This window comes from Azospirillum sp. 11R-A (assembly GCF_049472615.1).
GTDB lineage: Bacteria > Pseudomonadota > Alphaproteobacteria > Azospirillales > Azospirillaceae > Azospirillum > Azospirillum palustre.
Genome location: NZ_JBCEBL010000015.1, coordinates 46,739 through 69,116, shown reverse-complemented (window position 1 = coordinate 69,116; position 22,378 = coordinate 46,739). Strand labels below are relative to the sequence as shown.

Here is a 22,378-nt window from a genome sequence, read left to right as displayed (position 1 = left end):
GACTTCTCTTGGCGATGGGTGGCGCCATGGCGCCGGGCGTTGAATGGATGAGGAAACGGGTCAGCCGAACCGGTCGATCAGGAAAGGCGTCGGGTCGATGTCGGTGCGGCCGTCGAGCAGCAGGTCGGCGGTCATGCGGGCGACGACCGGTGCCAGGGTGAAGCCGTTCGAGGTCACCGTGTTGAAGAAGCCCGGCAACCCCGGCACCGGGCCGAGGATCGGCGCGCCGTCGATGTTGATGTTCATCGCCGCCCAGGCGCGCACCACATGCAGCCCGGCGATCTGCGGCAGCACATGGCGGGCGACCCACAGGTTGCCCTCGATGCTGGAGCGCGACACCGTGTTGAAGCGGCGCGCCGGATCGAAGACGGCGGTCCAGGCGCCGCCGATGATCAGCCCGCCGGTGACCGCCTGCTTCAGGCTGAGATGGCGGTCGGCATGGGCGACGAGCTGGCCGACCAGCTTGGGCGCCGGCTCGGTGACGATCATCTGCAAGGGCGCGCTGTGCACCGGCACGTCGATGCCGACCAGCCGCCCGGTCTCGCGCGCCCACGGGCCGCTGGCGTTGACGATCTGTTTGGCGCGGATGCGGCAGCGCGAGGTCTCGACCCGCCAGCCGCCGCCCTCGACGGACGGCAGTGCGGCGATGCCCGTGACATTCACCCCGCGCAGGAAGCGGGCGCCCTGGCGGCGCGCCTGCTCCAGCACCGCATAGGTGGCGCGCAGCGGGTTGATCTTGCCCTCCTGCGGGGCGTATTCGGCGCCGATCAGCCCGCCCGACAAGGCGGGGGCGAGGCGGCGCAGCTCGGCTGCGTCGATGATGGCGTTCTCGACGCCGTAGCGCCGCTCCAGCGCCGCCTTGGCGCGCAGGAACTCCATGCCGGCCGGGCTGTCCGCCACCATCAGCCCGCCGGTGACGGCCAGCTCGAAGTCCGCCCCGCAGGCCGCCTCCAGCTCCCGCCACAGCGCAATGGAGCGCGGGCCGAGCGTCAGCGTCGCCGCCGCCGGCCCGCCGCCCGCCTCGGCCTTGGCGCCGAAGTCGAAGGACAGCAGCTGGACATGCAGGCTGCCGGCATTGGCGCCCGAGGCCTGCAAATTGGTGTCGCCGCGCTCGACCACCAGCACGTCGCGCCCGGCCTGGGTCAGGTAGTAGGCGAGGCAGGAGCCGACCACGCCGCCGCCGACGATCAGGATCTCGGCCTCCTGGTCGGGCAGCGGACCGTCCTCCAGCGGGCGGGCGAGGTTGGGGGTGATGGCGCGCTGGTGGCCGCCCCATTCCGGCTTCTCGAAGGCGAGGGCGCCGGCCGGCGTCGGCTTGGCCGGCAGGCGCGGCGCCAGATACTGCTCGGGCGCCCGCTTCCTGCCGGTCGTCTGCTCCAGCAGCAGGGCGGCGGTCGCCGCGCAATAGCGGCCCTGGCAGCGCCCCATGCCGAGCCGGGTGTTGCGCTTCAGCGCCGCGAGGCTGTCATGGCCGGCGGCGATCTCGGCGCGGACCCGGCCGAAGGTGACCTCCTCACAGCGGCACAGCATCGCCTCGTCGGGCACGGTGTCGAGCCGCGGCGGCGGGGCCTGGTAGATCGACCACAGCGCCGCCTGGAAGCCCTCGGCCCGCTGCAAATCGGCCAGCGCCCGCCGGCCCTCCTCGGGGTCGCTGTCGCTCAGGCCGATCTGGGTGGCGGCGGCGATGCCGGCGAGGCGTCCGCGCGCCTGCGCCACCTTCGACCCGCCGAGATCGACACCGTCGCCGACGGCGAAGACCCCCGGCACGCTGGTGGCGCCGTCCACCGCGATCTCGGTGGCGAGATAGCCGAGATGGCGATCCTCGACCAGCCGGTGGGCACAGCCGAGCGCGCGGGCGATCTCGGTCGAGGGGATGAAGCCGTAGCCCAGGCACAGCGCATCGGCGGCGACGGTGACCGCCTCGCCCAGCCGGGGAGCGCCGTCGGCGCCGAGCGGCGCATAGCGCACCCGCTCCAGCCGCTCCTCCCCTTCCACTGCCCCTTCCGCCGCAACGATGCCGTGCCCCCACAGCACCGGCACCCCGGCACGCCGCAGCCTCAGCAGATAACGGGCGCCGTCGCCGATCAGGCCGGGAGCGGCGCGCAGCGCGGTCAGCATCTGCCGCCATTGGGCGGGCGACGGGCGCGGCGCGCTCTCCAGCACGGCGGCCACCGTGACGCCGCCCTCCACCAGCTCGCAGGCCAGCTGCAAATTGAGCGGACCGTTGCCGGCGATCACCACCCGGCGGCCGGGGGCGACGCGGTAGGCGCGGGCCAGGGTCTGCCCGGCCCCCGTCGTCATCACGCCGGGCAGCGTCCAGCCCGCGAAAGGCGCCGGCCGCTCATAGGCGCCGCCGGCGATCACCAGCCGGCGCGGCCGGTAGACGGTCTCGCGCCCGGCAACGACGGCGACGACCTCGTCGGGGGCATGGGCACCCCACACCGTCGCCTCCTGGACGATGGCGGCGCCAGCCGCCTTCGCCGCGTCGAGCAGGGCGAGGCCGGCGCGGAACTGGCGGTCGGTCGGCCGGTCGGCGCGGTGCGAGGGGGCGAGCGGCTTGAAATACTGCCCACCGCTCTGCGGCCGCTCGTCGAGCACCACCACGTCGGCACCGCGCCGCGCCGCCGCTTCCGCCGCCGCCAGACCGGCCGGGCCGGCACCGATCACCAGCAGGTCGACCGCCCGTTCCTCCGGCGCGTCGCCCACCGGCGGCGGCACCAGCGGGACCAGCGGATCCTCCGGCGTACCGGCCGGCGGCTGCGAGCGGATGGTCTGGCCGTCGGCCACCTTGGTCAGGCAGGCGCGCTGGCTCGCCTTGCCGTCGACCGTCACCAGGCATTCGAAGCAGGCGCCCATGCCGCAATAGAGGCCGCGCCGGCCGCCGTCGCGGCTGTGGCGGTAGGTGGCGACGCCGTGCGCCGCCAGGGCCGCCGCCACCGTCTCCCCAGCCAGCGCGGGAATCCGCTCGCCGTCATAGGTGATCTCGATGGGGGCGCCAGTGCGGCGGACGCTTGGATGTTCGAGGCGCATGGGCGGTCGGCTTTGTCCGGATGCGGTGGAAAGCGCTTTTCGAGGCTGCGTCAATTAGCGCTGGATTCCTGTATACAGGTAGTATACGAGTAGTATTTAGGCAAGGTCAAAAATTAGGCAGGAGCTTGGGGGAACCCATGACGGCATTGCGCGGCACCTACACGGTCCTCATCACCCCCTTCACCGCCGATGGCGGCGCGGTGGATGTTCCGGCCTTGAAGAAGCTGGTGAACTGGCAGATCGAGCAGGGCATCCACGGGCTGATCCCGCTCGGCAGCACCGGCGAGTTCCTGTCGATGACCCCGGAGGAGCGGGCGCAGGTCATCGAGATCTGCGTCCAGGAATCGGCGGGCCGCGTGCCCGTGCTGATCGGCACCGGCGCCGAATGGACGCGCGACGCCGTCGCGCTGGCCAAGGAAGCGGAAAGCATGGGCGCCGACGGGGTGATGGTGATCCCGCCCTACTACAGCTCGCCGACGCCCGACGAGCTGTTCGAGCATTACCGCCGCATCGGCGAGGCGATCTCGCTGCCGGTGATGATCTACAACAACCCGGCGACCGCCAACGTCGATCTCACCCCGCCCATCGTCGCGCGGCTCAGCGAGATCGACAACGTCCTCTACATCAAGGAATCGACGCTGGAGGTGACGCGGGTCCGCGACATCATCGAGCTGTGCGGCGACCGCATGACGGTGTTCGCCGGCATCCTCGGCTACGAATCCTTCTGGCTCGGCGCCCAGGGCTGGGTCGCCGTCTGCTCCAACCTGATCCCGCGCGATTCCGCCCGGCTGTTCGATCTGGTGGCCGACCATGGCGACAAGGATCAGGCGCTGGCGCTCTACAAGAAGATGCTGCCCATCGTCCGCTGGGTCGGCGGCCACCGCTACGTCGCCGCCTCCAAGACCGGGCTGGGCATGATGGGACTGCCGGTCGGCGACCCCCGCGCGCCGCGCCTGCCGCTGCCGGAGGCCGACGCCCTGGCCCTGCGCGCCGATCTGGCGGCCTACGGCCTGATCGATTCCCTCGCCTGATCGCTTCGCCCGAATCCAAGATCCGAACACGAGAGAAGGGGTTTACGATGACCATTCGCACGCTGCTGATCGCCGCCGGCCTGACCCTGTTCGCCCTTCCTGCCGCCGCCCAAACCGCCGCCTGCAAGCCGGCGGTCGCCGATTCCGAGCTGGTCAAGCCCGGCACGCTGGTGATGTCGACCAACCCGACCCTGCCGCCGATGCAGTTCGTCGACAGCAGCGGCCAGTTGAAGGGCATGCGCATCACGCTGGGCAACGAGATCGCCAAGCGCCTGTGCCTGACGCCGGAATATGTCCGCATCGAGTTCTCGGCGATGATCCCCGGCCTCCAGGCCGGCCGCTGGGACCTGATCAACACCGGCATCTTCTGGACCGAGGAACGGGCCAAGATGATGCCGATGATCAATTATGAATCGCAGGCGATCAGCATCTCGGTGACCAAGGGCAACCCGCTGAAGATCGCCAAGCCGGAGGATCTGTCGGGCCGTCCGGTCGGCGTCGAGCTGGGCGGCTTCGAGGAGCGCAAGCTGCGCGAACTCGACAAGATGGTGGTCGCCAAGGGTCTGAAGCCGATCGAGATCAAGACCTTCGACAATTTCGCCACGGCCTATCAGGCGCTGCGCGCCGGCCAGACCGAGGCGTCGGTGGCCATCGACCCGACGGCGGCCGAATACGCCAAGCGCGGCGATTTCGAGCGCGCCCTGCACGGCCTGTTCCCGACCCCGGTCGCCCTGGCGATGAAGAGCAAGACGCTGAGCGAGGCCGTGGTGGGCGTCCTCAACGACATGCAGAAGGACGGTTCGTACAAGAAGCTGATGGACGAATACGGCCTGCTGCCCAACGACGGCGCCTTCAAGGTCAACGGCCCCGGCATGTGAGACGCGTAACGCGGGCGGCGGCAGCGGGCTTGTCCCCCGCCGCCGCCCGCGCATCGGACAAGAGTGAAAGGGTGACAGAATGACCAGCGGCTGGAACTGGGACGGTTTCTTCGAGTACCTGTTCAACGGGTACCTGTTCAGCGGAGCGATCACCACCCTGTGGCTGACGCTGGCGGGCATCGCCGGCGGCCTCGTGGTCGGCTGCGTGCTGGGGCTGCTGCGGCTGTCGCCCTATCGCTGGGTCGCGCGGGTGGCGCAGACCTACATCTGGGTGTTCCGCGGCACGCCGCTGCTGGTCCAGCTCATCATCATCTACACCGGCCTGCCGCAGATCGGCATCAAGCTGTCGGTGACGGAATCGGCGCTGATCGGCCTGATCCTCAACGAGGCCGCCTATCTGGCCGAGATCATCCGCGGCGGCATCCTCGGCGTCGCCGCCGGGCAGAGCAACGCCGGCCGGGCGCTCGGCCTGAATTCGGCCCAGGTGATGGCCTACATCGTGCTGCCGCAGGCCGTCCGCATCATCATTCCCGCACTCGGCAACAGCGTGAACGGGCTGCTGAAGACGACCTCGGTGACCTCGGTCATCTCGATGGAGGAGCTGCTGCGCAGCACCCAGCTGCTCATCCAGGAGCGCTTCATGGTGCTGGAGCTGTTCACGGTGGCCGCCCTCTACTACCTGCTGATGACCTCGCTGTGGGACATCGTCCAGCGCCGCATCGAGCGTCATTTCGGCCGCGCCTACCGCAACATCGCCATCGTCGACGGCCAGTGAAGGGCGCTCGGCCATGAGTCCCCCTCTCCCCCCGGCCTTCCCGCCATCCTCCCGGACCGCCAACCTTGGCGACCGCGCCTTCGCGCATCTGCGCGAGCTGATCCTCAGCCGCGAGATCCCCGGCGGCGCCGAGGTGCCGGAGGGGCGGCTGGCCGAGCGGCTGAACGTGTCGCGCACGCCGATGCGCGAGGCGCTGGTCCGGCTGGTCGGCGAGGGGCTGCTGGAGCGCACCAGCGAGCGCAGCTACCGCGTCCGCATCGTCTCGGCCCGCGAGTTCTTCGAATGCATGCAGATGCGCGAGCTGCTGGAGTGCCACGCCATCGAGACCGCGGTGCCGCTGGTCGGCGACGCCGATCTGGCCGGGCTGCGGCGCGGGCTCGAGGCGCTGGAGGACGGCGAGGACGACATGCAGCACTGGCTCTACGACAACCATTTCCACAGCTTCTTCGCCCATGTCAGCGGCAACGCGACGCTGGCCGAGACCATCACGCGCATGCGGGTGGTCGCCCGGCTGTTCCGCATCTCCAGCAGCTTCCACCGCAAGGGCGAGATCGACACGGAGCACCGGGCGGTGCTGGACGCGGTGGAGCGGCGGGACGCTGCCGCCGCCAAGGCCGCCATGCTGGCGCATCTGCGCAACCTCCAGGACGACGCCCGCCGCGCCATCGCCGCCGAGGCCAATCCGGGCGGCTATTTCCTGTAATTCCGGTTTTTTGTGATCCCGGCAACCGCAAGACCCGTCCTTCGGGACCGAGGGAGAGTTCCATGCCGCAGTTCGACACCGTAATCCGCAACGGCACGCTGGCCACCGCGTCCGACGTGTTCGCCGCCGACCTCGGCGTGATCGGCGGCCGCATCGCCGCCATCGGGGCCGGGCTGGGGCCGGGAGCGCGCGAGATCGACGCGACCGGCAGGCTGGTGATGCCCGGCGGCGTCGACGGCCATTGCCACCTCGACCAGCCGACCAGCGACGGCTCGCAGTCGGCCGACGATTTCGAGACCGGCACGCGCTCGGCGGCCTACGGCGGCACCACCACGGTCATCCCCTTCGCCTGCCAGTTCAAGGGCCAGTCGCTGCGCGACGCGGTGACCGACTACCACCGCCGCGCCGACGGCAAGGCGGTGATCGACTACGCCTTCCACCTCATCGTCAGCGACCCGACCGACCAGCTGCTGGGCCAGGATCTGCCGGCGCTGATCCATGACGGCTACACGTCGTTCAAGATCTACATGACCTACGACGACATGAAGCTGAACGACCGGCAGGTGCTGGAGCTGCTCAGCGTCGCCCGGCGCGACGGCGCCATGGCGATGATCCACGCCGAGAACGCCGACTTCATCGGCTGGCTGACCGACAAGCTGCTCGCCGCCGGCCACACCGCGCCGCGCTACCACGCCGATTCCCGGCCGATGCTGGTGGAGCGCGAGGCGACCCACCGCGCCATCGCCATGGCCGAGCTGGCCGACGTGCCGATCCTGATCGTCCATGTCTCCGGCCGCGAGGCCATCGAGCAGATCCACTGGGCGCAGGGCCGCGGCATGCGCATCTACGCCGAGACCTGCCCGCAATACATGGTGCTGACCGAGCACGACCTGCACGGCCACGGCATGGAGGGGGCCAAGTGCATCTGCTCGCCGCCTCCGCGCGACAAGGCCAACCAGGCGGCGGTCTGGGACGCGCTGGCCGGCGGCACCTTCCACATCGTGTCGTCCGACCACGCGCCCTTCCGCTACCAGGACCCCAAGGGCAAGATGCTGCACGGCGCCGACACGCCCTTCAACTGGATCCCCAACGGCGTGCCGGGCATCGAGACACGGCTGCCGATCCTGTTCTCCGAAGGGGTGAAGAAGGGCCGCATCAGCCTCCAGCGCTTCGTCGAGCTGTCCTCGACCAACCCGGCCAAGATGTACGGCCTGCACCCACGCAAGGGCAGCCTCGCCATCGGCGCCGATGCCGACATCGTCATCTACGATCCGGACCGCAAAGTCACCATCACCAACGCCATGCTGCACCACAATGTCGACTACACCCCCTACGAGGGGCTGGAGGTGACCGGCTGGCCGGAGACCGTGCTGTCGCGCGGCGAGGTGGTGGTGGAGGGCGGCGCCTGTGTGGCCCAGCCCGGCCGCGGCGCCTTCCTGCGCTGCGACACGCCGGATCTGGCACGGCCGAAGGTCGGCGCCGCCTGAAGAGACGACTGCCCTTTCCTGAATTTCAGACACGAGGATCACCGACCATGGACACCCTGACCATCACCGCTGGCCCCTTCACCTTCGGCGCCCGCTTCGAGACGGCCGCCGCGCCGAAGACCTGCGCCAAGTTCCGCAGCCTGCTGCCCTACGAGGGCCAGATCGTCCATGTCCGCTGGAGCGGCGAAGGGGTGTGGATTCCGCTGGGCGACACCGATTTCGGCCTCGGCTACGAGAACCACACCAGCCACCCGGCGCCGGGCCAGTTCATCCTCTATCCGGGCGGCATCAGCGAGACCGAGATCCTGCTGGCCTATGGCGGCGTCCAGTTCTCCAGCAAGATGGGCCAGCTCGCCGGCAACCACTTCATCACCATCACCGACGGGCTGGAGAACCTGGCGGAACTCGGCAAGCGCACCCTGTGGCAGGGCGCGCAGCCGATCCGCTTCGAACTGGCCCGCTGACGCGGCCAGAGGGCATTGGCGGTCAGAACGACATCAGCAGCCGGGCCTGGGCGGTGACGGTGCCGCGGTCCGTCTCCGGCCCGTCCGTCAGGGCGACGCCGACGCTCAGCCCGCCCTGCAGGCTCCGGCCAAGCGTGTAGTCGAGCCCGAGGCCGACGCCATGGCGGCGTGACTCAACACAAACCGTCCCCAGGAAATCCGGGGCGGTTCAATCAAGAAAATCGATCAATTAACGTGCAAGTTCGACCCGGTTCCGCCCCGTCCGTTTGGCGGCGTACAATGCGGCATCGGCTCTTGAGAGCGCGGCGTCCAGGCCATCGGTTCCGATCCCGGAAATCCCTATGCTGGCAGTGATCCGAAAGGTGGAGCCATTGTGATCGATGTTTGTCGTCTCAATCGCCGCACGAACGCGATCGGCGATGGTGACCGCGACGTAGGGGTTCGTCTCCGGCAACAGCACAGCGAATTCTTCGCCGCCAAACCGACCGAGCAGATCGTTCGGGCGTAGGGATGTCTCGCAGGCTTCGACAAAACGCGTCAACGCCACATCGCCGCCTGCATGACCCCAGGTATCGTTGACCGATTTGAAGTGGTCGATATCCAGCAACAGGATCGACAACGAGCGCTGATGCCGATCGGCCTCGCCGACAGCGATCCGTGCACGCTCCAGGAAGCAACGTCGGTTGATCGCGCCAGTCAATGAATCGGTCTCTGCCAAGCGAATGATCCGGTTGCGCATTTCCACGATCCGAGCGCCCGCACGAAGACGTGCGATAAGCTCCGCCGGGATCAAAGGCTTGCGAATGAAATCATCGGCACCACCGTTCAACGCCTGGATCAGGCTGCTCTGGTCGTCACGGCCAGTCACCAGGATCAGATGCCCGTAGCTCGTTCTTGGATGTTCCTTCAATTGCCGGATGACTTCCATTCCGGTCAGCTTCGGCATCTCCCAGTCCAGGATCGCAATATCGAAGCCACCATGGAAAGCAAGCTGCAGCGCTTCCGCACCATCCTGTGCAACAACTGGAGTAAACCCCATCTCTTCAACACAATGCGACAACATCATGCGCATAACGATAGTGTCATCTGCAATCAAGACGCGCATATAAGTCTCGCCCAATGAAGTGCTTTGATCTCTGGCTAATAATACATGGATCGACAATGACACGAGACCGTTAACGCGGCATGAAGCAACCGGAACGTGCGATCGATCACAAGGGAAAAGGACGGAGCCGATGACGGGGAAGCGTATCCGGCGGAGCGGTCCTTCCTCCGTGCCGGCCAAGGCGACGCCACGGCTTCCCCGGACGGCCATTGCGATCGGCCATCCCTTCCCATCGACTGCCGAAACCGGATTCAGCCTCGGCGCCTCGCACCGTCTTCCAGCTCCTCCTGGATGGCGTGTGCCAAGTCCTCGATCCGGTAAGGCTTGGACAGAACCCGCACGGACTTCGTCGCCGCCAGATCCTCGCTGTAGCCTGTGGTCAGCAGGATGCCGAGGTCCGGCCAGCGTTGCCGCGCCTCCTGTGCCAGAGCGACGCCGTTGATCGAACCGGGCATGACGACGTCGCTGAACAGAAGATCGACCGCCGCCTCTTCCAGCCGGCGCAGCGCCTCCTCGCCGGTGGCCGCGCGGGTCACCCGATAGCCAAGATCCTCCAGGGCTGCGGTCACCACCGGCGCCACCACCGGGTCGTCCTCGACCAGCAGAACATGGATGTCGGCGGCCGACGGCAGAACCGGCGGCGCGTTCGGCGTCTCCGATGCCACCGTCGCTTCGGCGCGGGGCAGCAGCAGGGACACGACGGTGCCCTTGCCTTCGACACTCTCCACGGTCGCGGTGCCACCGGACTGCCGGCAGAAGCCGTAGACCTGCGCCAGGCCCAGTCCGGTGCCCTTGCCCACCGCCTTGGTGGTGAAGAAGGGTTCGAACACCCTGCCAAGGGCGTCGGGCGCGATGCCGCGACCGCTGTCCCGCACAAACACCTTCAGGAATTCTCCCGACAAACCGTCCATTCCATCCAGCACCACGTTATCCGCCCCGACCACCACCGCCCCATCCGCATCGATGGCGTCGCGGGCGTTGGTGGCAAGGTTCAGCACCGCCAGGTCGAACTGCACCGGGTCGGCCATCACCGGCCACAGCCCGCCCTGAAGCGCGAATTCCAGCCCGATGTCGGCGCGCAGAGCCCGGTCGAGAAACAGGCGCAGGCCGAGCAGACGGTCGCGCACATCGAATGCCTCCGGCTGCAGGCTCTGGCGACGGGAAAACGCCATCAGCTGCCGGATCAGACTGGCGCCGCGGTCGACCGCCTGACGTCCCGCGTCGAGGATAGGCTCCACCTCCGGGGCATGGCCGACCCGCCGGCTCACCAGCTGGAGGCAGCTGGACATCGCCTGGAGCAGGTTGTTGAAGTCATGCGCCATGCCGCCGGTCAGTTGGCCGACCGCTTCCATCTTCTGCGACTGGCGCAGCTGTTCTTCGGTCTTCCTGAGCGTCGCCGCCCGCTCCTTCTCTTCGGTCACGTCGCGGGCCACGCAGAACATCAACTCATCCGCCGGAGTGGCAGTCCAGGCGAAGTCGCGATAGTGCCCGCCCCGCGTGCGGAAGCGGTTCTCGAAGCGAAACGTGCTGCCGCCACCGGCCAGCTTGCGCACCTCCCTGCGCGTCTTGTCGCAATCGTCGGGATGCTCCATCCACTCCGACGTGCGGCCGAGCATCTCCGCCTCGGTCCAGCCGAGGATTTCGGTCCAGGCCGGGCTGGCGCTCAGCCAGCGGCCCTCCCGGTCGGCGACGAGAAAAGGATCGCGGGACAGCCGCCAGAAGCGGTCACGCTCCCGGGTGCGCTCCTCGACGCGGCGCTCCAGCGCCTCGTTGGCTTGGCGCAGCTGTTCGGCCGTCTCCCGACGCAGTTCCGCCAAGCGCAGCGCACCTTCGACGCGGGCCAACAGTTCTCGGGCACTGAAGGGCTTGACCAGATAATCGTCGGCTCCGGCCTGCAGCCCCTCGATCGAGGATTCCTCGCCGGCCCGGGCCGACAGCAGGATGATCGGCAAATCCCTGGTGTGGGGATGCCCGCGCAACGCGGCGATCACGCCGAAGCCATCCAGGTGCGGCATCATGACGTCGGACAGCACCAGATCCGGCGGCGCCGCCTTTGCCGTCTCGACGGCGGCGACCCCGTCACCGACCGTTTCGACCCGATAGCCGGCAGCGGTCAGCAGCCGCTCGACATAGCTGCGCATGTCGGCGTTGTCGTCCGCCAGCAGAATGGTCGCGTTCCGCATCCGCTCCGGTGCCGGTCCGCTGGACGCACCGTCGACCAACGCGGGCGCGGACTGCTCTCCCTGCTCCTGGGGCAACCAGTGCAGAGCCTCGGCGACGAAAGCGTCGGCGCGGGTCGCGGTGGAGGCCGGTATCGGCCCGGCCGGTCTTTCCGTTGCGGGAACATGCGCGTTGCCGAAGGGAAGCGTGACGGTGAAGGTGGAGCCTCGGCCGACATCGCTGTCGAGCGCAACGGTGCCGCCGTGAAGCTGGGTCAGATCCTTCACCAGGGCCAGACCGATCCCGGTGCCCTCATGGGTGCGCCCGCTCTGGCCTTCGATGCGATGGAAGCGGTCGAACACGCGGGGCTGTTCCTCGGCCGGGATGCCGACGCCCGTGTCGCGCACGGTCAGCACGGCCCTCTCGCCGACCGGCTGGACCGCCACCGCAACGCCACCGCTCAGGGTATACTTGAAGGCGTTGGATATGAGGTTGAGAACGATCTTCTCCCACAGGTCGCGGTCGATCCAGACCGGCTCCGGCAGAGGCGGGCAATCGATGCGGTAATCCAGCCCGGCCCGGTCCATGGCCGAGCGGAAGCTGCTGGCCAGTTCGGCGGTGAAAGCCGCCAGATCGACAGGCTCGAAGCGGGCCTTCATCCGGCCGGCCTCGATGCGCGAGACGTCGAGCAAGGCGTTGACCAGCCGCAACAGGCGCTGTCCGTTGCGGTGGACCAGTTCCAGCGCATCCCGTTCGACCGGAACCGCCGCCCGGTCTTCCGCCGGAGAGCGCTGAAGCATGTCTTCCACCGGCCCGAGCATCAGGGTCAGCGGCGTGCGGAACTCGTGGCTGGCGTTGGAAAAGAAAGCCGTCTTGGCGCGGTCGAGTTCCGCCAGCATTTCGGCGCGGCGTCGTTCTTCCTCATAGGCCTCGGCGTTGGTGATCGCGGTGGCGATATGGCCGGCGGCCCGCTCGAACAGGGTGACATAGGGCGCATCGATGCGCCGGCGTGGGCTGATCCCGGTGACCAGGAAGCCGTGCGGCGCGTCGGCGCGCGCGCTGAGGATCGGCACGACGAGCGCCTGCTCGACCGCCTCGGGCCAGGGCGTGCCCGGCAGGCGGCCGGGACAGCGGAGCGTCAATCCCTCGACCGTCACCGGCGCTCCGGTCGCCAGGGCTTCGGCGAACGGCCAGGGGGTCGGGTTGCAGTCCGGCAAAGTCCGTTCCGGCGCCAGATCGCCGCCGGGCGGCAATCCCTCGCTGGCGACACGCTGCAACGCTCCGCTGGAGGCGTCCCGCAGATAGGCGAGCGCGAACGGCGATTCTTCCGGCAAGGTGACAAGGCATCCGACCGCGGCCTTGCATGCCTCGGCCGCCGAACGGGCGCGCGAGGTTGCTTCCGACACACCGCGCAGCAGGCGCTCTCGCCGCTCGGCCAGCACCCGCTGGGTGGTTTCGGTCACGGCGGTGAAGATTCCCTCGACGCGGCCGTCCTCGCCCCGCACCGGGCTGTAGCTGTAATAGAAATAGCATTCCTCGACATAGCCGAAGCGGTTCAGCGGTAGCAGCTGATCCTCGGACCACGTCGCCTCGCCTGCGGTCATGACATGGTCGAACATCGGGCCGATGATGTCCCAGATCTCCGCCCACACCTCCCGGCCGGGGCGGCCGAGAGCCCAGGGATGCTTGTTCCCCGGCACCGGGCTCCAGGCGTCGTTGTAGATCAGAGCCCGCGTCGGCCCCCAGTAAAGGACGATGGGGAAACGCGAGCCGAGACAGATGCCGATGGCCGAACGCAGGGCGGGAGACCATGTCTCGACCGGGCCGAACGGCGTTGCCGCCCAATCCTTGGCACGCATCAGGGCGGCCATGTCTCCGGGACCGTTCAGGAAGGCGCGGCTGGTGTCTGCGGTCACGGAGGCCCCGAGCGATCACTGTGGACGAAAAGCGGTACAAGCGCCGCCTCGGCAGGAACGGCGTCACGCGTGAGAGGCTTGGCGCGCAGAGTCCCGATCCACGGGGGCAGGACGGCGCGACATGACGCATTCGTCCCGCTCCAGCAAGCGCAACGCGGCGCGGACCACTTCGCTGGCGCTGCCATAGCGGCCGGTGGCGACGCGTCCGACGACAAAGCGCTCCAGCTCCGGAGTGAGCGAGACATTCATGGTTTTACGAAATGGCATGGTCCCATCGAAAGCTACTCGTGGTCGCATGTCAAGGTGTGACACAGATTACAGAAATAAAACTATGAATTTAGCCCTATGCAAATCGAATAAACCCATTCCGTGTCCTATATCGAGCGCATCTCGGAGAAAAAAACGCCCCTGCAATAACATAGGATAATAAGCATCGGGAAATCACCCATTGGGCATCGCCAGTTTCCGGGGACATTTTTCCATGCAGGCTGGCCGCATCGAATTGCCAAGCTCCAGATTGCATTCCGGCATTCCTTGGTCCGGTTGCTGTTTTTGTGCGATGCCGGAGAAGGAGCGCAGTGGCTGAGACGGTTCCAATGCTGTCCTCCTTCGCTGGAACGCCCGGTCCACAACCCACGGCATCCCCCTCTGCAACGCATCGCCAGCCGCTTCCGACCCTGCCACCGACAACCGGGAAGCGCACGGGCACCTCAAGGCCAACGCCTATATATTCAGCAACAGATCGTTTTCGGACGCCTCGATCTCCTCACTGTGGTAATAGTCGCTGAGACCATTGTCTGGAGAACTGGATATATGACAAATAGGAAAGCCGACAGTCGCAACCGGCCCCTTTCCGTGTTCCGGGAATTTCTGGAAAGCGAAGCGTCTGGTGGTTTGCTTTTGATGGGAGCTGCCGCGGCGGCTCTTGCCGTTGCAAATTCTCCATTGTCCGATATCTATTTCCGAAGTCTCCATGCTTACTTTCTTGGCCTGAGCGTCGGTCACTGGATCAATGATGGGCTGATGGCGGTCTTCTTCCTGCTTGTCGGTCTGGAGATCAAACGCGAGATGCTGGACGGCCAGCTCTCCACCTGGCCCCGCCGCATCCTGCCCGGCTTGGCGGCGGCGGGCGGCATGCTGTTTCCGGCTCTCATCTACACAGCCTTCAACCGTGGAAATCCCGACACCATGAGCGGTTGGGCCATTCCCACCGCAACGGACATCGCCTTCGCCCTGGGCGTGCTGTCCCTGCTGGGGCCGCGGGTCCCGACATCACTGAAGATCTTCCTGACGGCGCTCGCCATCATCGACGACCTCGGCGCCGTCCTCATCATCGCGCTGTTCTACACGGCCGACCTGTCGTTGCCGGCGCTCGGCGGCGCGGCGGCCATCCTGACCGCCCTGGTTCTGCTGAACCGGTCCGGCGTCGAAAGGCTCTGGCTCTACCTGATCCTGGGCGTCGGGCTGTGGGGAGCCGTGCTGCTTTCCGGCATCCACGCGACGCTGGCCGGCGTCGTCCTGGCGCTGACCATTCCGCTTCGCCCCGCGCCCGGCCGGCCGGACGACATGCAATCCCCGCTGCACCGGCTGGAGCACGGCATCCATGGTTGGGTCGCCTTCCTCATCGTCCCCCTCTTCGGCTTCGCCAACGCCGGCGTGTCCTTCGCCGGCATGGATGGCTCGATCCTGACCGGCTCGCTGCCGCTGGGCATCGCGTTCGGCCTGTTTGCGGGCAAGATGGTCGGCGTGTTCGGCACTGCCTGGATCACCGTCCGGCTCGGCTTCGCCGACATGCCGGCGGGAGCCTCGACGACCCAGCTTTTCGGCGTGGCGCTGCTGTGCGGCATCGGCTTCACCATGAGCCTGTTCATCGGCGCCCTGGCCTTCCCAACCGCGCCGGAGCTTGGGGATGCGGTCAAGGTCGGGGTCTTCGCCGGCTCGCTCCTCTCGGCAACCGCCGGAGCCCTGCTGCTTCGCTACGCACAGCCGGAGAAACGGCCGGTTCCAGGACACTCGTAACCCCATTCCTGACCCGTGTCATCGCCGGTTCCTCCATCGCGGACGGTGGAGTGCCGTTCATGCCTCAATTCCGGAAGACGTGATCCACGCTCACCCCGGTCGGACCGTTCCGCGCCGTGGCGTGTTTGCAGACGCGGAACCTGGAAGCACCATGTCGAAGGAGCTTGCGGCTCGGATGGACCAATCAAGGTCGGCCGGCGGCAAGCAGCAGCGCCTCGGCGTCGGCCACGGACAGCGGGCGGGCGAACAGGTAGCCTTGAGCATAGTCGCAGCCGATCCGGGTCAGGACCGCCCGCTCCTCTTCGGTCTCGACCCCTTCGGCGACGACCTCCAGCCCGATGCGGTGGGCCAGCTCGACGATGCCGCGCAGCAGCGATTCCTGCCTGGGATCGCTGCCGAGCGCGCTGACGAAGCTCTTGTCGATCTTCACGATATCGAAGGGCAGGCTGCCGAGGTGCGACAGCGAGGAATAGCCGGTGCCGAAATCATCCATGCACAGCGCCACGCCCAGCGCATGAAAGCGTTCCAGGATGGCGCGGGCCTGATCATGGTCGGCGACGGTCATGCTCTCCGTCACCTCGACCTTCAATCCGTCGGCACGGCCGCCGGCCAGAAACGCCAGCATGTCGTCGACATAGCGTTCGTCCCACATCTGGCGGGCCGACAGGTTGACGTTGACGGTCAGGGCGGCACCCCCGGCCATCCGGCGCCAGCGGCCGAGCTGCTCCACCGCCCGTTCCAGCACATGGCGGCCGAGAGGCAGGATCTGGCCGGTCTCCTCGGCGATCGGGATGAACTGGGCCGGGCTGACCGGACCGAGGTCGGGGTGGCGCCAGCGCACCAGCGCCTCGAACCCGGTGAGCCGGCCGTCGGGAAGCGAGACGATCGGCTGATAGACCAGGAAGATGTCGCCGGCCTCCAGCGACGGGGTCAGATCGCGTTGCAGGCGGCTGCGGATCAGGATCGCCTCGCGCAGGGAGGCGTCGAACAGCACGGTCCGCCCCTTGCCATGCTCCTTGGCACGGTAGAGCGCGATGTCGGCGTCGCGCAGCAGGCCATCGGGATCGTCGCTGGTGCCGTCGTCGACCGCCAGCCCGATGCTGAGTCCGACCCGCAGTTCCATGCCGCCGACGCAGAGCGGGCGCTGGAAGGCGGTCTCCAGCCCCTGGGCGCGGGCGATCGCCGCCTCCCGCCCGGACGGGACCGCGACGACGAATTCGTCGCCGCCCAGCCGGACGACGAACTCCCCTGCCTCCATCAGGCCGGCGATCCGCTCCGCCGTCGCGACCAGCACGCGGTCGCCCACCGCATGGCCCAGGCTGTCGTTGACCACCTTGAAGCCGTCGAGATCGAGGAACAGCAGCGCCAGGTCGCTGCGGCCGATACCCTCCGCTGCCCGGCTCCCGCGCAGCCAGTGGATCAGATAAGCGCGGTTGGGCAGACCGGTCAGGAAATCGTGGGTGGCCTGATGGACCAGCCGAGCCTCGTAGGATTTGCGGTCGCTGACATCGGCGGCGGAGCCGGCCAGCCGCGCCGACCGGCCGTCCGGACCGGCGGCGACGATGCCGTGCAGATGCAGCCAGCGGGTGGCGTCCTCCGGCGTTGGACCATCCGGCTTCGGGTTGGGCGGCAGGACGCGGAACTCCACGTCGAAGCTGGCGCCGTCCGCCCCATGCTCGCCCTGACGGATCGCGGCGAGCACGGCATGCCGGTCGTCGGGATGGATGTGGGCCAGCAGGGCGGCGAGGCCGGGATCGCCGCTGTCGGCCGGCAGATGAAGCATCTGGCGCAGGCGGGCCGACAGGTAGAAGTCTCCGCTCTCCAGGTCCCAGTCCCACAGCCCGTCGTTGGTCGCGGCGGCGGCCATGGCATAGCGGCGTTCGCTCTCGCCCAACCGGCGTGTCTTCTCCTCGATGGCGGCGAACAGGTCGCGCAGGGCGGTCCGGCTGTCCTCCAGGCTGCGGCCGAGCAGGCCCAGCTCGTCCCGCCGGAAGCCCGGTTCACGCCGCCGGCCCCAGCCCTGGAACGGACGGTCGAGGTCGCGGCGGGCCAGACGGCGGGCGTCCTCCACCAGACGGCCGAGCGGGCCGACGATGCGGCTGCGGGTGAACCACACGGCGGTCCCGGCCAACGCCAGGACCAGCGCGGCGATGATGCCGCCGCCGACCGCCATCAGCCGTTGCAGGTCCTCGATGTCGGTCAGGGTGGCGGCGGTCAGCCGCGCACGCTGCGCACTCAAATGGCTGTTCAGCGCCGCCAGCCCTCTGACCGCGTCGCGGCGGCAGGCGTCGAACGCCTCCGCCGGGATGGCCGCCGCCGGGTCCTCCATCTGCACCTGGATGGCGTCGAGAAAGGCGGCGATGGCGGCGATGGCCCGCGCCTCGTCCTCGCCGGGGGTGACGATGTCGCGGTAGATCGCAAGATTGGCCCGCGACAGCGCCAGGGCGCGGTCCAGCGCCGCATGGTCGCCTGCCGCATGGCCTGCCGTGCCGGCCTGCGCGCCCTCGCGGAAATGGTCGATGACGCCGCCCAGGCCGAGATGCCCGCGGACCTCCGACAGCGCGTCCGACTTGGTGGCGGCCTGCAGGTCGTAATCGCGCCAGCCGTCGGCCACCCTGTCCATGCCCTGCATCAGTTGCAGCCCGACCGCCAGCATCACGGCCAGACAGACGACCAGGGCCGCCGCCAGCAGCAGCGCCGAGCGGGCGATGGTCAGGGTCCGGCGGCCCGTTCCGGAGCCGCTTCCGGGGCCTGCTCTGTCATGCATGCCACCGGGCAGGGCTCCGGACTCTTCACTGACGATGTCGGTCACCCCGGTCTTCCCCCCACCCTCTGGAAATCACGCGCGCAACGCCTGGGAGAAGCTGTGCGCCGCCCCTTCCAGCCGCTTGGTCTCGCTGCCGAGCGATTGTGCGGAGGAGAACATGCTTTCCGCAACCATTCCGGCCTGTTCGGCTGCCTGTGCAACCTCGGAAATCGCGGCGCTGACCGCGCCGGCCGCACCGGCGGTCTCCTGGATGTTGCGGGCGATCTCGCGCGTCGCCTCGTCCTGCTGGGTGACGGCGTCGGCGATCTCCTGCGCCATGCGGCAGACCTGCCCCAGGCTGCCGCCGATGCCCTGGATGGCGTCGACCGCGCCGTCGGTGGCGCTGCGGATCGTCGCGATCTGCTGGGTGATGTCCTCGGTCGCCCGGGCGGTCTGGTTGGCGAGGTTCTTCACCTCCTGCGCCACCACGGCGAAGCCCTTGCCGGCCTCGCCGGCGCGGGCGGCCTCGATGGTGGCGTTCAGCGCCAGGAGGTTGGTCTGGCTGGCGATGGCGTTGATCAGCCCGACCACCTCGCCGATGCGCTGCACCGCCTCGGCGAGGCTGGCGACGGTGGCGGAGGAGCGGTCGGCCTGTTCGACCGCCGCCGTGGTCATGGCGACCGAGCCCTGCACCCGCTGGCCGATCCCGGCGATGGAGGCCGACAGCTCCTCGGTGGCGGCGGCGACCGCCTGGACCGTTCCGGCGGTGCGGGCGGCGGCGGCCGAGACCTCCTGCGTGCTGCCGATGGTCCGGCTGGAGGAGGAGGCCAGATCCTGCCCGGTGCGGTGAAGCGTGCCGGCCCGCCCGGCCAGCGCGGCGGCCAGCGTGCCGATCTCCGCCTCGAAGGAACGAAGGTTGCGTTCCAGCGCCTCCTGGCGCCGGCGGGCCTCTTCGGCTTCGGCACGTTCGCGATCCCCGGCGGCGCGCAGCCGGACCAGCCCGTCGCGGAACACCTCGACGGTGCCGGCCATGGCGCCGATTTCGTCGCGGCGGCCGACCAGCGGCACGGCGCCGTCCAGATCGCCGCCGGCCAGCCGCTGCATATGGGCGGCAAGCCGGGCCAGCGGACGGACGATGCGGTGATGGGTGAACCACAGGAACAGGCCGGCGATGGCGACCAGCAGCACCAGCGCCACGCTGCCGCCGGTCAGCACCGTGCCGGTCAGCCCGGCGATTCCCTGGCGGTTGGCCTCGCCGAGAGCGGCGCGCGCCCGCGTCAGCTCGCCGTTCAGCGTCCGCATCGCCGCCACCGCCGGCGCGGTGTCGAGTGCCGCGGTGCGGGCCAGCCGGTCGAGCGGGGTGTGCGCCGCCACCGCGGCCTCCGCCTCCGTCAGCTTGCTGTCCATTTGCGCCATCGCCGCGGCGATGCTGTCGAGGGCCTTTTCTTCCGCCACGCTCAGCTCGCCGGCATAGCGGTAGACCTCCAGATTGGCGGCAGCGGATTTCAGGCTCTGCCGGACGTCGGCGGCGCGGGCGGGATCGCCCGTCAGCAGATAGTCGCCGAAGCGGTGGATCACCCCGCCGAAGCCCAGCGCGCCGCGCAGGTCGGACAGGGCGTCGGCCTTGGCCGCGGCGCCCAGGTCGTAGGCGTTCCAGCGCTCGTCGACCTGCCGGATGCCCTGCACGGTGACGAGGCTGACCGCCAGCACCAGCGCCAGCACGGCGACCAGCCCGGACGACAGCAGCCAGCCGAGCCGGGCGATCCGCCGGTGAGCGGAGAGCGGAAACCTGTTCTGGTGCCTGTTTTCGACGGCGGTCATTGACGGTCTCCCATCCGGCGGCGGCTGAGGTGAAGGAGCCAGCGGTCGACCGACAGCCGTCCGCCGCCGCGAACGATCAGGCCGGCGAGGAGCAGCATCCAGAAATAATGCTGCGGGTTGCTGAAGGCCGGGTTTGCGGCACCCAGCACGAACTGGATCGTCAGCGCCATCGCCAGCAGCGGCAGCGCCGCCAGCCGCGTCGCCAGACCCAGCACCAGCAGGACCGGCATGGTCAGCTCGGTGGCGGCGGCCAGCAGGGCGGCGATATCCGGCGGCAGCAGCGGCACCCGGTATTCCTCCTGGAACAGGAAGAGGGTGGCCGGCCAGTCGCCGACCTTCTGCAGGCCGGAGCGGAAGAAGATCGGCGCCATCGTCAGCCGGACGGCAAGGTCGAGCAGGGGGGCCGCATACCGGTCGAGCCATCCGGCGCCATGGTCGCGGAGGTCCGACAGCCGGGCGAGCCCGGAGGGATGCTGCGCCCAGGAAGGCGTCCGGGGACTTGCGGGCGATGACGTCATGGGTCGTTCCCTTCGCGTCCGGTGAGGGAGGGAGGCCGGTCCAGCGCGAAGCCGGCCAGCAGCCGGTTCTGCAACAGCAGCGCCAGCAGGGATTGGAGGTCGGCGCCGGCGGCCGCCTCGTCCGCGGTGGCCTCATCCAGGGTGGCACCGGCCAGCAGCCCGGCGGCGAGCGCGCCGTCGGCCGCGGTCAGCCGGGTGCAGCGCACCTCGCCTTCGCCGCAATCGTCTCCGTCGCCGGGAACCCGGCCGATCAGGACCGCTTCCGGCAGGGGCGCCGGTGTCGCGGCGGCATCCTTCCACAGCGCATGGATGTTCCAGCCCGACCGCACCAGCCGCAGCGACGGGTGCGGCGCCAGCCGCAGGGAGCCCGCCTGGTCCGGCGGGATGGCGGCGAGGCGGGCGAGGTCGAGCGGTTCGGCGTCGGCGGCGAACAGCGCCTCGTGCATCGCCCAGTCGAGCCGGGCGAGGTCGGGCGCCCAGGCTGGGATTTCGGCGGCCGGTTCAAGATCGGCAAGCCAATCGGCGAAGCCGGCGCCGTAGCTCCACAGCATTGGCAGGCGGGGCGGTGCCTCCGCCGCGAAGCGGCAGGCGAGCATGGTGAAGGGCTGCTCGCCCGATTGGGCGCCCAGTACCCGACGCAGGGTGGGATGGGCATGGCCGAGAACGGCGGCCAGCGACCCCATCACCGTGTTGCGGTAGACCGCCAGCCGCCCGGCCGGCAAATCCGGGCGCAGGGCCCCGGCGACCGCCGGATCGCCGCGCAGCAGATAGGCGGCGAAGTCGCGCTGAAAACCAGCAAGTTTCGCGTCAGCCGGCACGATGGACCTCCGCGATCTTTGCCGGCGTTTGAACTTGCCGCATCCGGGCATCGAGCAGCCGCTGCGCCCTGCCCGCCTCGGCCAGAAGCCCGTCGAGCGGCGGCAGGTCGTTGTCCCATTCGATCAGCACCGGCCGCGGGCCGATGCGGTCCAGCACCTCGGCGCAGAGCGCCATCACGGGCTCGCCGACCGCGCTGCCATGGTCGTCGATCAGCAGCTCCTCGCCGCCGAGCGTCATGCGGGCGTGACCGGCCAGATGCAGTTCACCGACCGCCTCCGCCGGGATGGCGTCGAGCCATGCCGACGGGTCGAAGCCGAGATTGGCCGAGGAAACGTAGAGGTTGTTGACGTCGAGCAGCAGGCCGCAGCCGGTGCGGGCGGCCAGTTCCGCCAGGAATTCGGCTTCGGGAATGAGGCTGTCGGCGAAGGCGAGGCAGGCCGCCGGATTCTCGACCAGGATGCGCCGGCCGAAAGCGTCCTGGGCGTGGTCGATGTTGCGGCGGACCCGGTCCAGGCTGTCCTCGGTATAGGGCAGCGGCAGCAGGTCGTTGAGGTAGATGGCGTCGGTGACGCTCCAGGACAGATGTTCGGAGATCAGCCCCGGCTCCAGCCGGTCGTAGAGGGCACGCAGCCGCATCAGATGGTCGGGGTCGAGACCGCCGGCACTGCCCAGCGACAGGCCGACGCCGTGGCAGCTCACGGCCATGTCGCGGCGGACCCGCAAGATGCCGGCCAGACGCGGGCCGCCGGGAACCAGATAGTTTTCCGGATGGATCTCGACCCAGGGGATGGGCCAGGGAATGGGACAGCCGGCCGCGACGAACGCCTCCCGATGCGGCTCGCGCAGGCCGATGCCGGCGGCGACCGGCACCGGCCGGGGGAGCGTGGAGGGCGCCGCCGCGGCCAT

16 protein-coding genes are annotated in these 22,378 nt (G+C 69.0%); 7 read left to right on the top strand and 9 right to left on the bottom strand.

Annotated elements, in window-relative coordinates; translation table 11 throughout:
- Positions 1-60: 60 nt before the first annotated feature.
- Complete coding sequence (locus VH569_RS20035; protein WP_423317299.1) at positions 61-3,030, bottom strand: FAD-dependent oxidoreductase; 2,970 nt, start codon at positions 3,028-3,030, stop codon at positions 61-63.
- Positions 3,031-3,167: 137 nt separating this feature from the next.
- Here VH569_RS20035 and dapA point away from each other — a divergent pair, with 137 nt between their 5' ends.
- The 6 genes from dapA (at position 3,168) to VH569_RS20005 (ending at position 8,368) form a co-directional block, all read left to right on the top strand.
- A complete protein-coding gene (gene dapA, locus VH569_RS20030; RefSeq protein WP_423317297.1) occupies positions 3,168-4,061 on the top strand; it encodes a 4-hydroxy-tetrahydrodipicolinate synthase in 894 nt (297 codons plus the stop codon).
- Between the two features lie 47 nt (positions 4,062-4,108).
- The gene (locus VH569_RS20025; RefSeq protein WP_377811065.1) at positions 4,109-4,939 is read left to right on the top strand and encodes an ABC transporter substrate-binding protein; all 831 of its coding nucleotides are present in this window, start codon (positions 4,109-4,111) and stop codon (positions 4,937-4,939) included.
- 79 nt (positions 4,940-5,018) lie between these two features.
- A complete protein-coding gene (locus VH569_RS20020) occupies positions 5,019-5,714 on the top strand; it encodes an amino acid ABC transporter permease (protein WP_423317295.1) in 696 nt (231 codons plus the stop codon).
- Between the two features lie 13 nt (positions 5,715-5,727).
- Positions 5,728-6,417, top strand: a complete 690-nt coding sequence (locus VH569_RS20015) for a GntR family transcriptional regulator (protein WP_423317293.1) — start codon at positions 5,728-5,730, stop codon at positions 6,415-6,417.
- 62 nt (positions 6,418-6,479) lie between these two features.
- The gene (gene hydA, locus VH569_RS20010) at positions 6,480-7,904 is read left to right on the top strand and encodes a dihydropyrimidinase (protein WP_423317291.1); all 1,425 of its coding nucleotides are present in this window, start codon (positions 6,480-6,482) and stop codon (positions 7,902-7,904) included.
- A 47-nt stretch (positions 7,905-7,951) separates the two neighbouring features.
- On the top strand, positions 7,952-8,368 hold the full coding sequence (locus VH569_RS20005) for a DUF3830 family protein (protein ID WP_423317289.1): 417 nt from the start codon (positions 7,952-7,954) through the stop codon (positions 8,366-8,368).
- 229 nt (positions 8,369-8,597) lie between these two features.
- Here VH569_RS20005 and VH569_RS20000 read toward each other — a convergent pair whose 3' ends face one another.
- The 3 genes from VH569_RS20000 to VH569_RS19990 all read right to left on the bottom strand — a co-directional run bounded on the left by VH569_RS20000 (position 8,598) and on the right by VH569_RS19990 (position 13,798).
- A complete protein-coding gene (locus tag VH569_RS20000) occupies positions 8,598-9,473 on the bottom strand; it encodes a GGDEF domain-containing response regulator (protein WP_423317287.1) in 876 nt (291 codons plus the stop codon).
- A gap of 251 nt (positions 9,474-9,724) precedes the next feature.
- The gene (locus VH569_RS19995) at positions 9,725-13,549 is read right to left on the bottom strand and encodes a response regulator (RefSeq protein ID WP_423317285.1); all 3,825 of its coding nucleotides are present in this window, start codon (positions 13,547-13,549) and stop codon (positions 9,725-9,727) included.
- Positions 13,550-13,612: 63 nt separating this feature from the next.
- Complete coding sequence (locus VH569_RS19990; RefSeq protein WP_423317449.1) at positions 13,613-13,798, bottom strand: type II toxin-antitoxin system ParD family antitoxin; 186 nt, start codon at positions 13,796-13,798, stop codon at positions 13,613-13,615.
- A gap of 564 nt (positions 13,799-14,362) precedes the next feature.
- On the opposite strand from VH569_RS19990, the gene nhaA reads away from it, so the two are divergent.
- Positions 14,363-15,568: a Na+/H+ antiporter NhaA gene (nhaA, locus tag VH569_RS19985; protein WP_423317447.1), complete on the top strand. Its 1,206-nt coding sequence runs from the start codon at positions 14,363-14,365 to the stop codon at positions 15,566-15,568.
- Positions 15,569-15,752: 184 nt separating this feature from the next.
- Here the strand turns inward: nhaA and VH569_RS19980 are convergent, their stop codons facing one another.
- The 5 genes from VH569_RS19980 to VH569_RS19960 are packed head-to-tail and all read right to left on the bottom strand — an operon-like array spanning position 15,753 to position 22,378.
- Positions 15,753-18,380, bottom strand: a complete 2,628-nt coding sequence (locus tag VH569_RS19980; protein ID WP_423317284.1) for a putative bifunctional diguanylate cyclase/phosphodiesterase — start codon at positions 18,378-18,380, stop codon at positions 15,753-15,755.
- Between the two features lie 27 nt (positions 18,381-18,407).
- On the bottom strand, positions 18,408-20,135 hold the full coding sequence (locus tag VH569_RS19975) for a methyl-accepting chemotaxis protein (RefSeq protein WP_423317282.1): 1,728 nt from the start codon (positions 20,133-20,135) through the stop codon (positions 18,408-18,410).
- The gene (locus VH569_RS19970; RefSeq protein WP_423317280.1) at positions 20,132-20,653 is read right to left on the bottom strand and encodes a DoxX family protein; all 522 of its coding nucleotides are present in this window, start codon (positions 20,651-20,653) and stop codon (positions 20,132-20,134) included. Before VH569_RS19970 ends, VH569_RS19975 begins: the two co-directional genes overlap by 4 nt.
- Positions 20,650-21,471: a putative DNA-binding domain-containing protein gene (locus VH569_RS19965; protein WP_423317278.1), complete on the bottom strand. Its 822-nt coding sequence runs from the start codon at positions 21,469-21,471 to the stop codon at positions 20,650-20,652. Before VH569_RS19965 ends, VH569_RS19970 begins: the two co-directional genes overlap by 4 nt.
- Positions 21,461-22,378 (bottom strand): DUF692 domain-containing protein, encoded by a 918-nt coding sequence (locus tag VH569_RS19960; RefSeq protein ID WP_423317276.1) that lies wholly within the window; start codon positions 22,376-22,378, stop codon positions 21,461-21,463. The genes VH569_RS19965 and VH569_RS19960 overlap by 11 nt, the downstream gene beginning before the upstream one ends.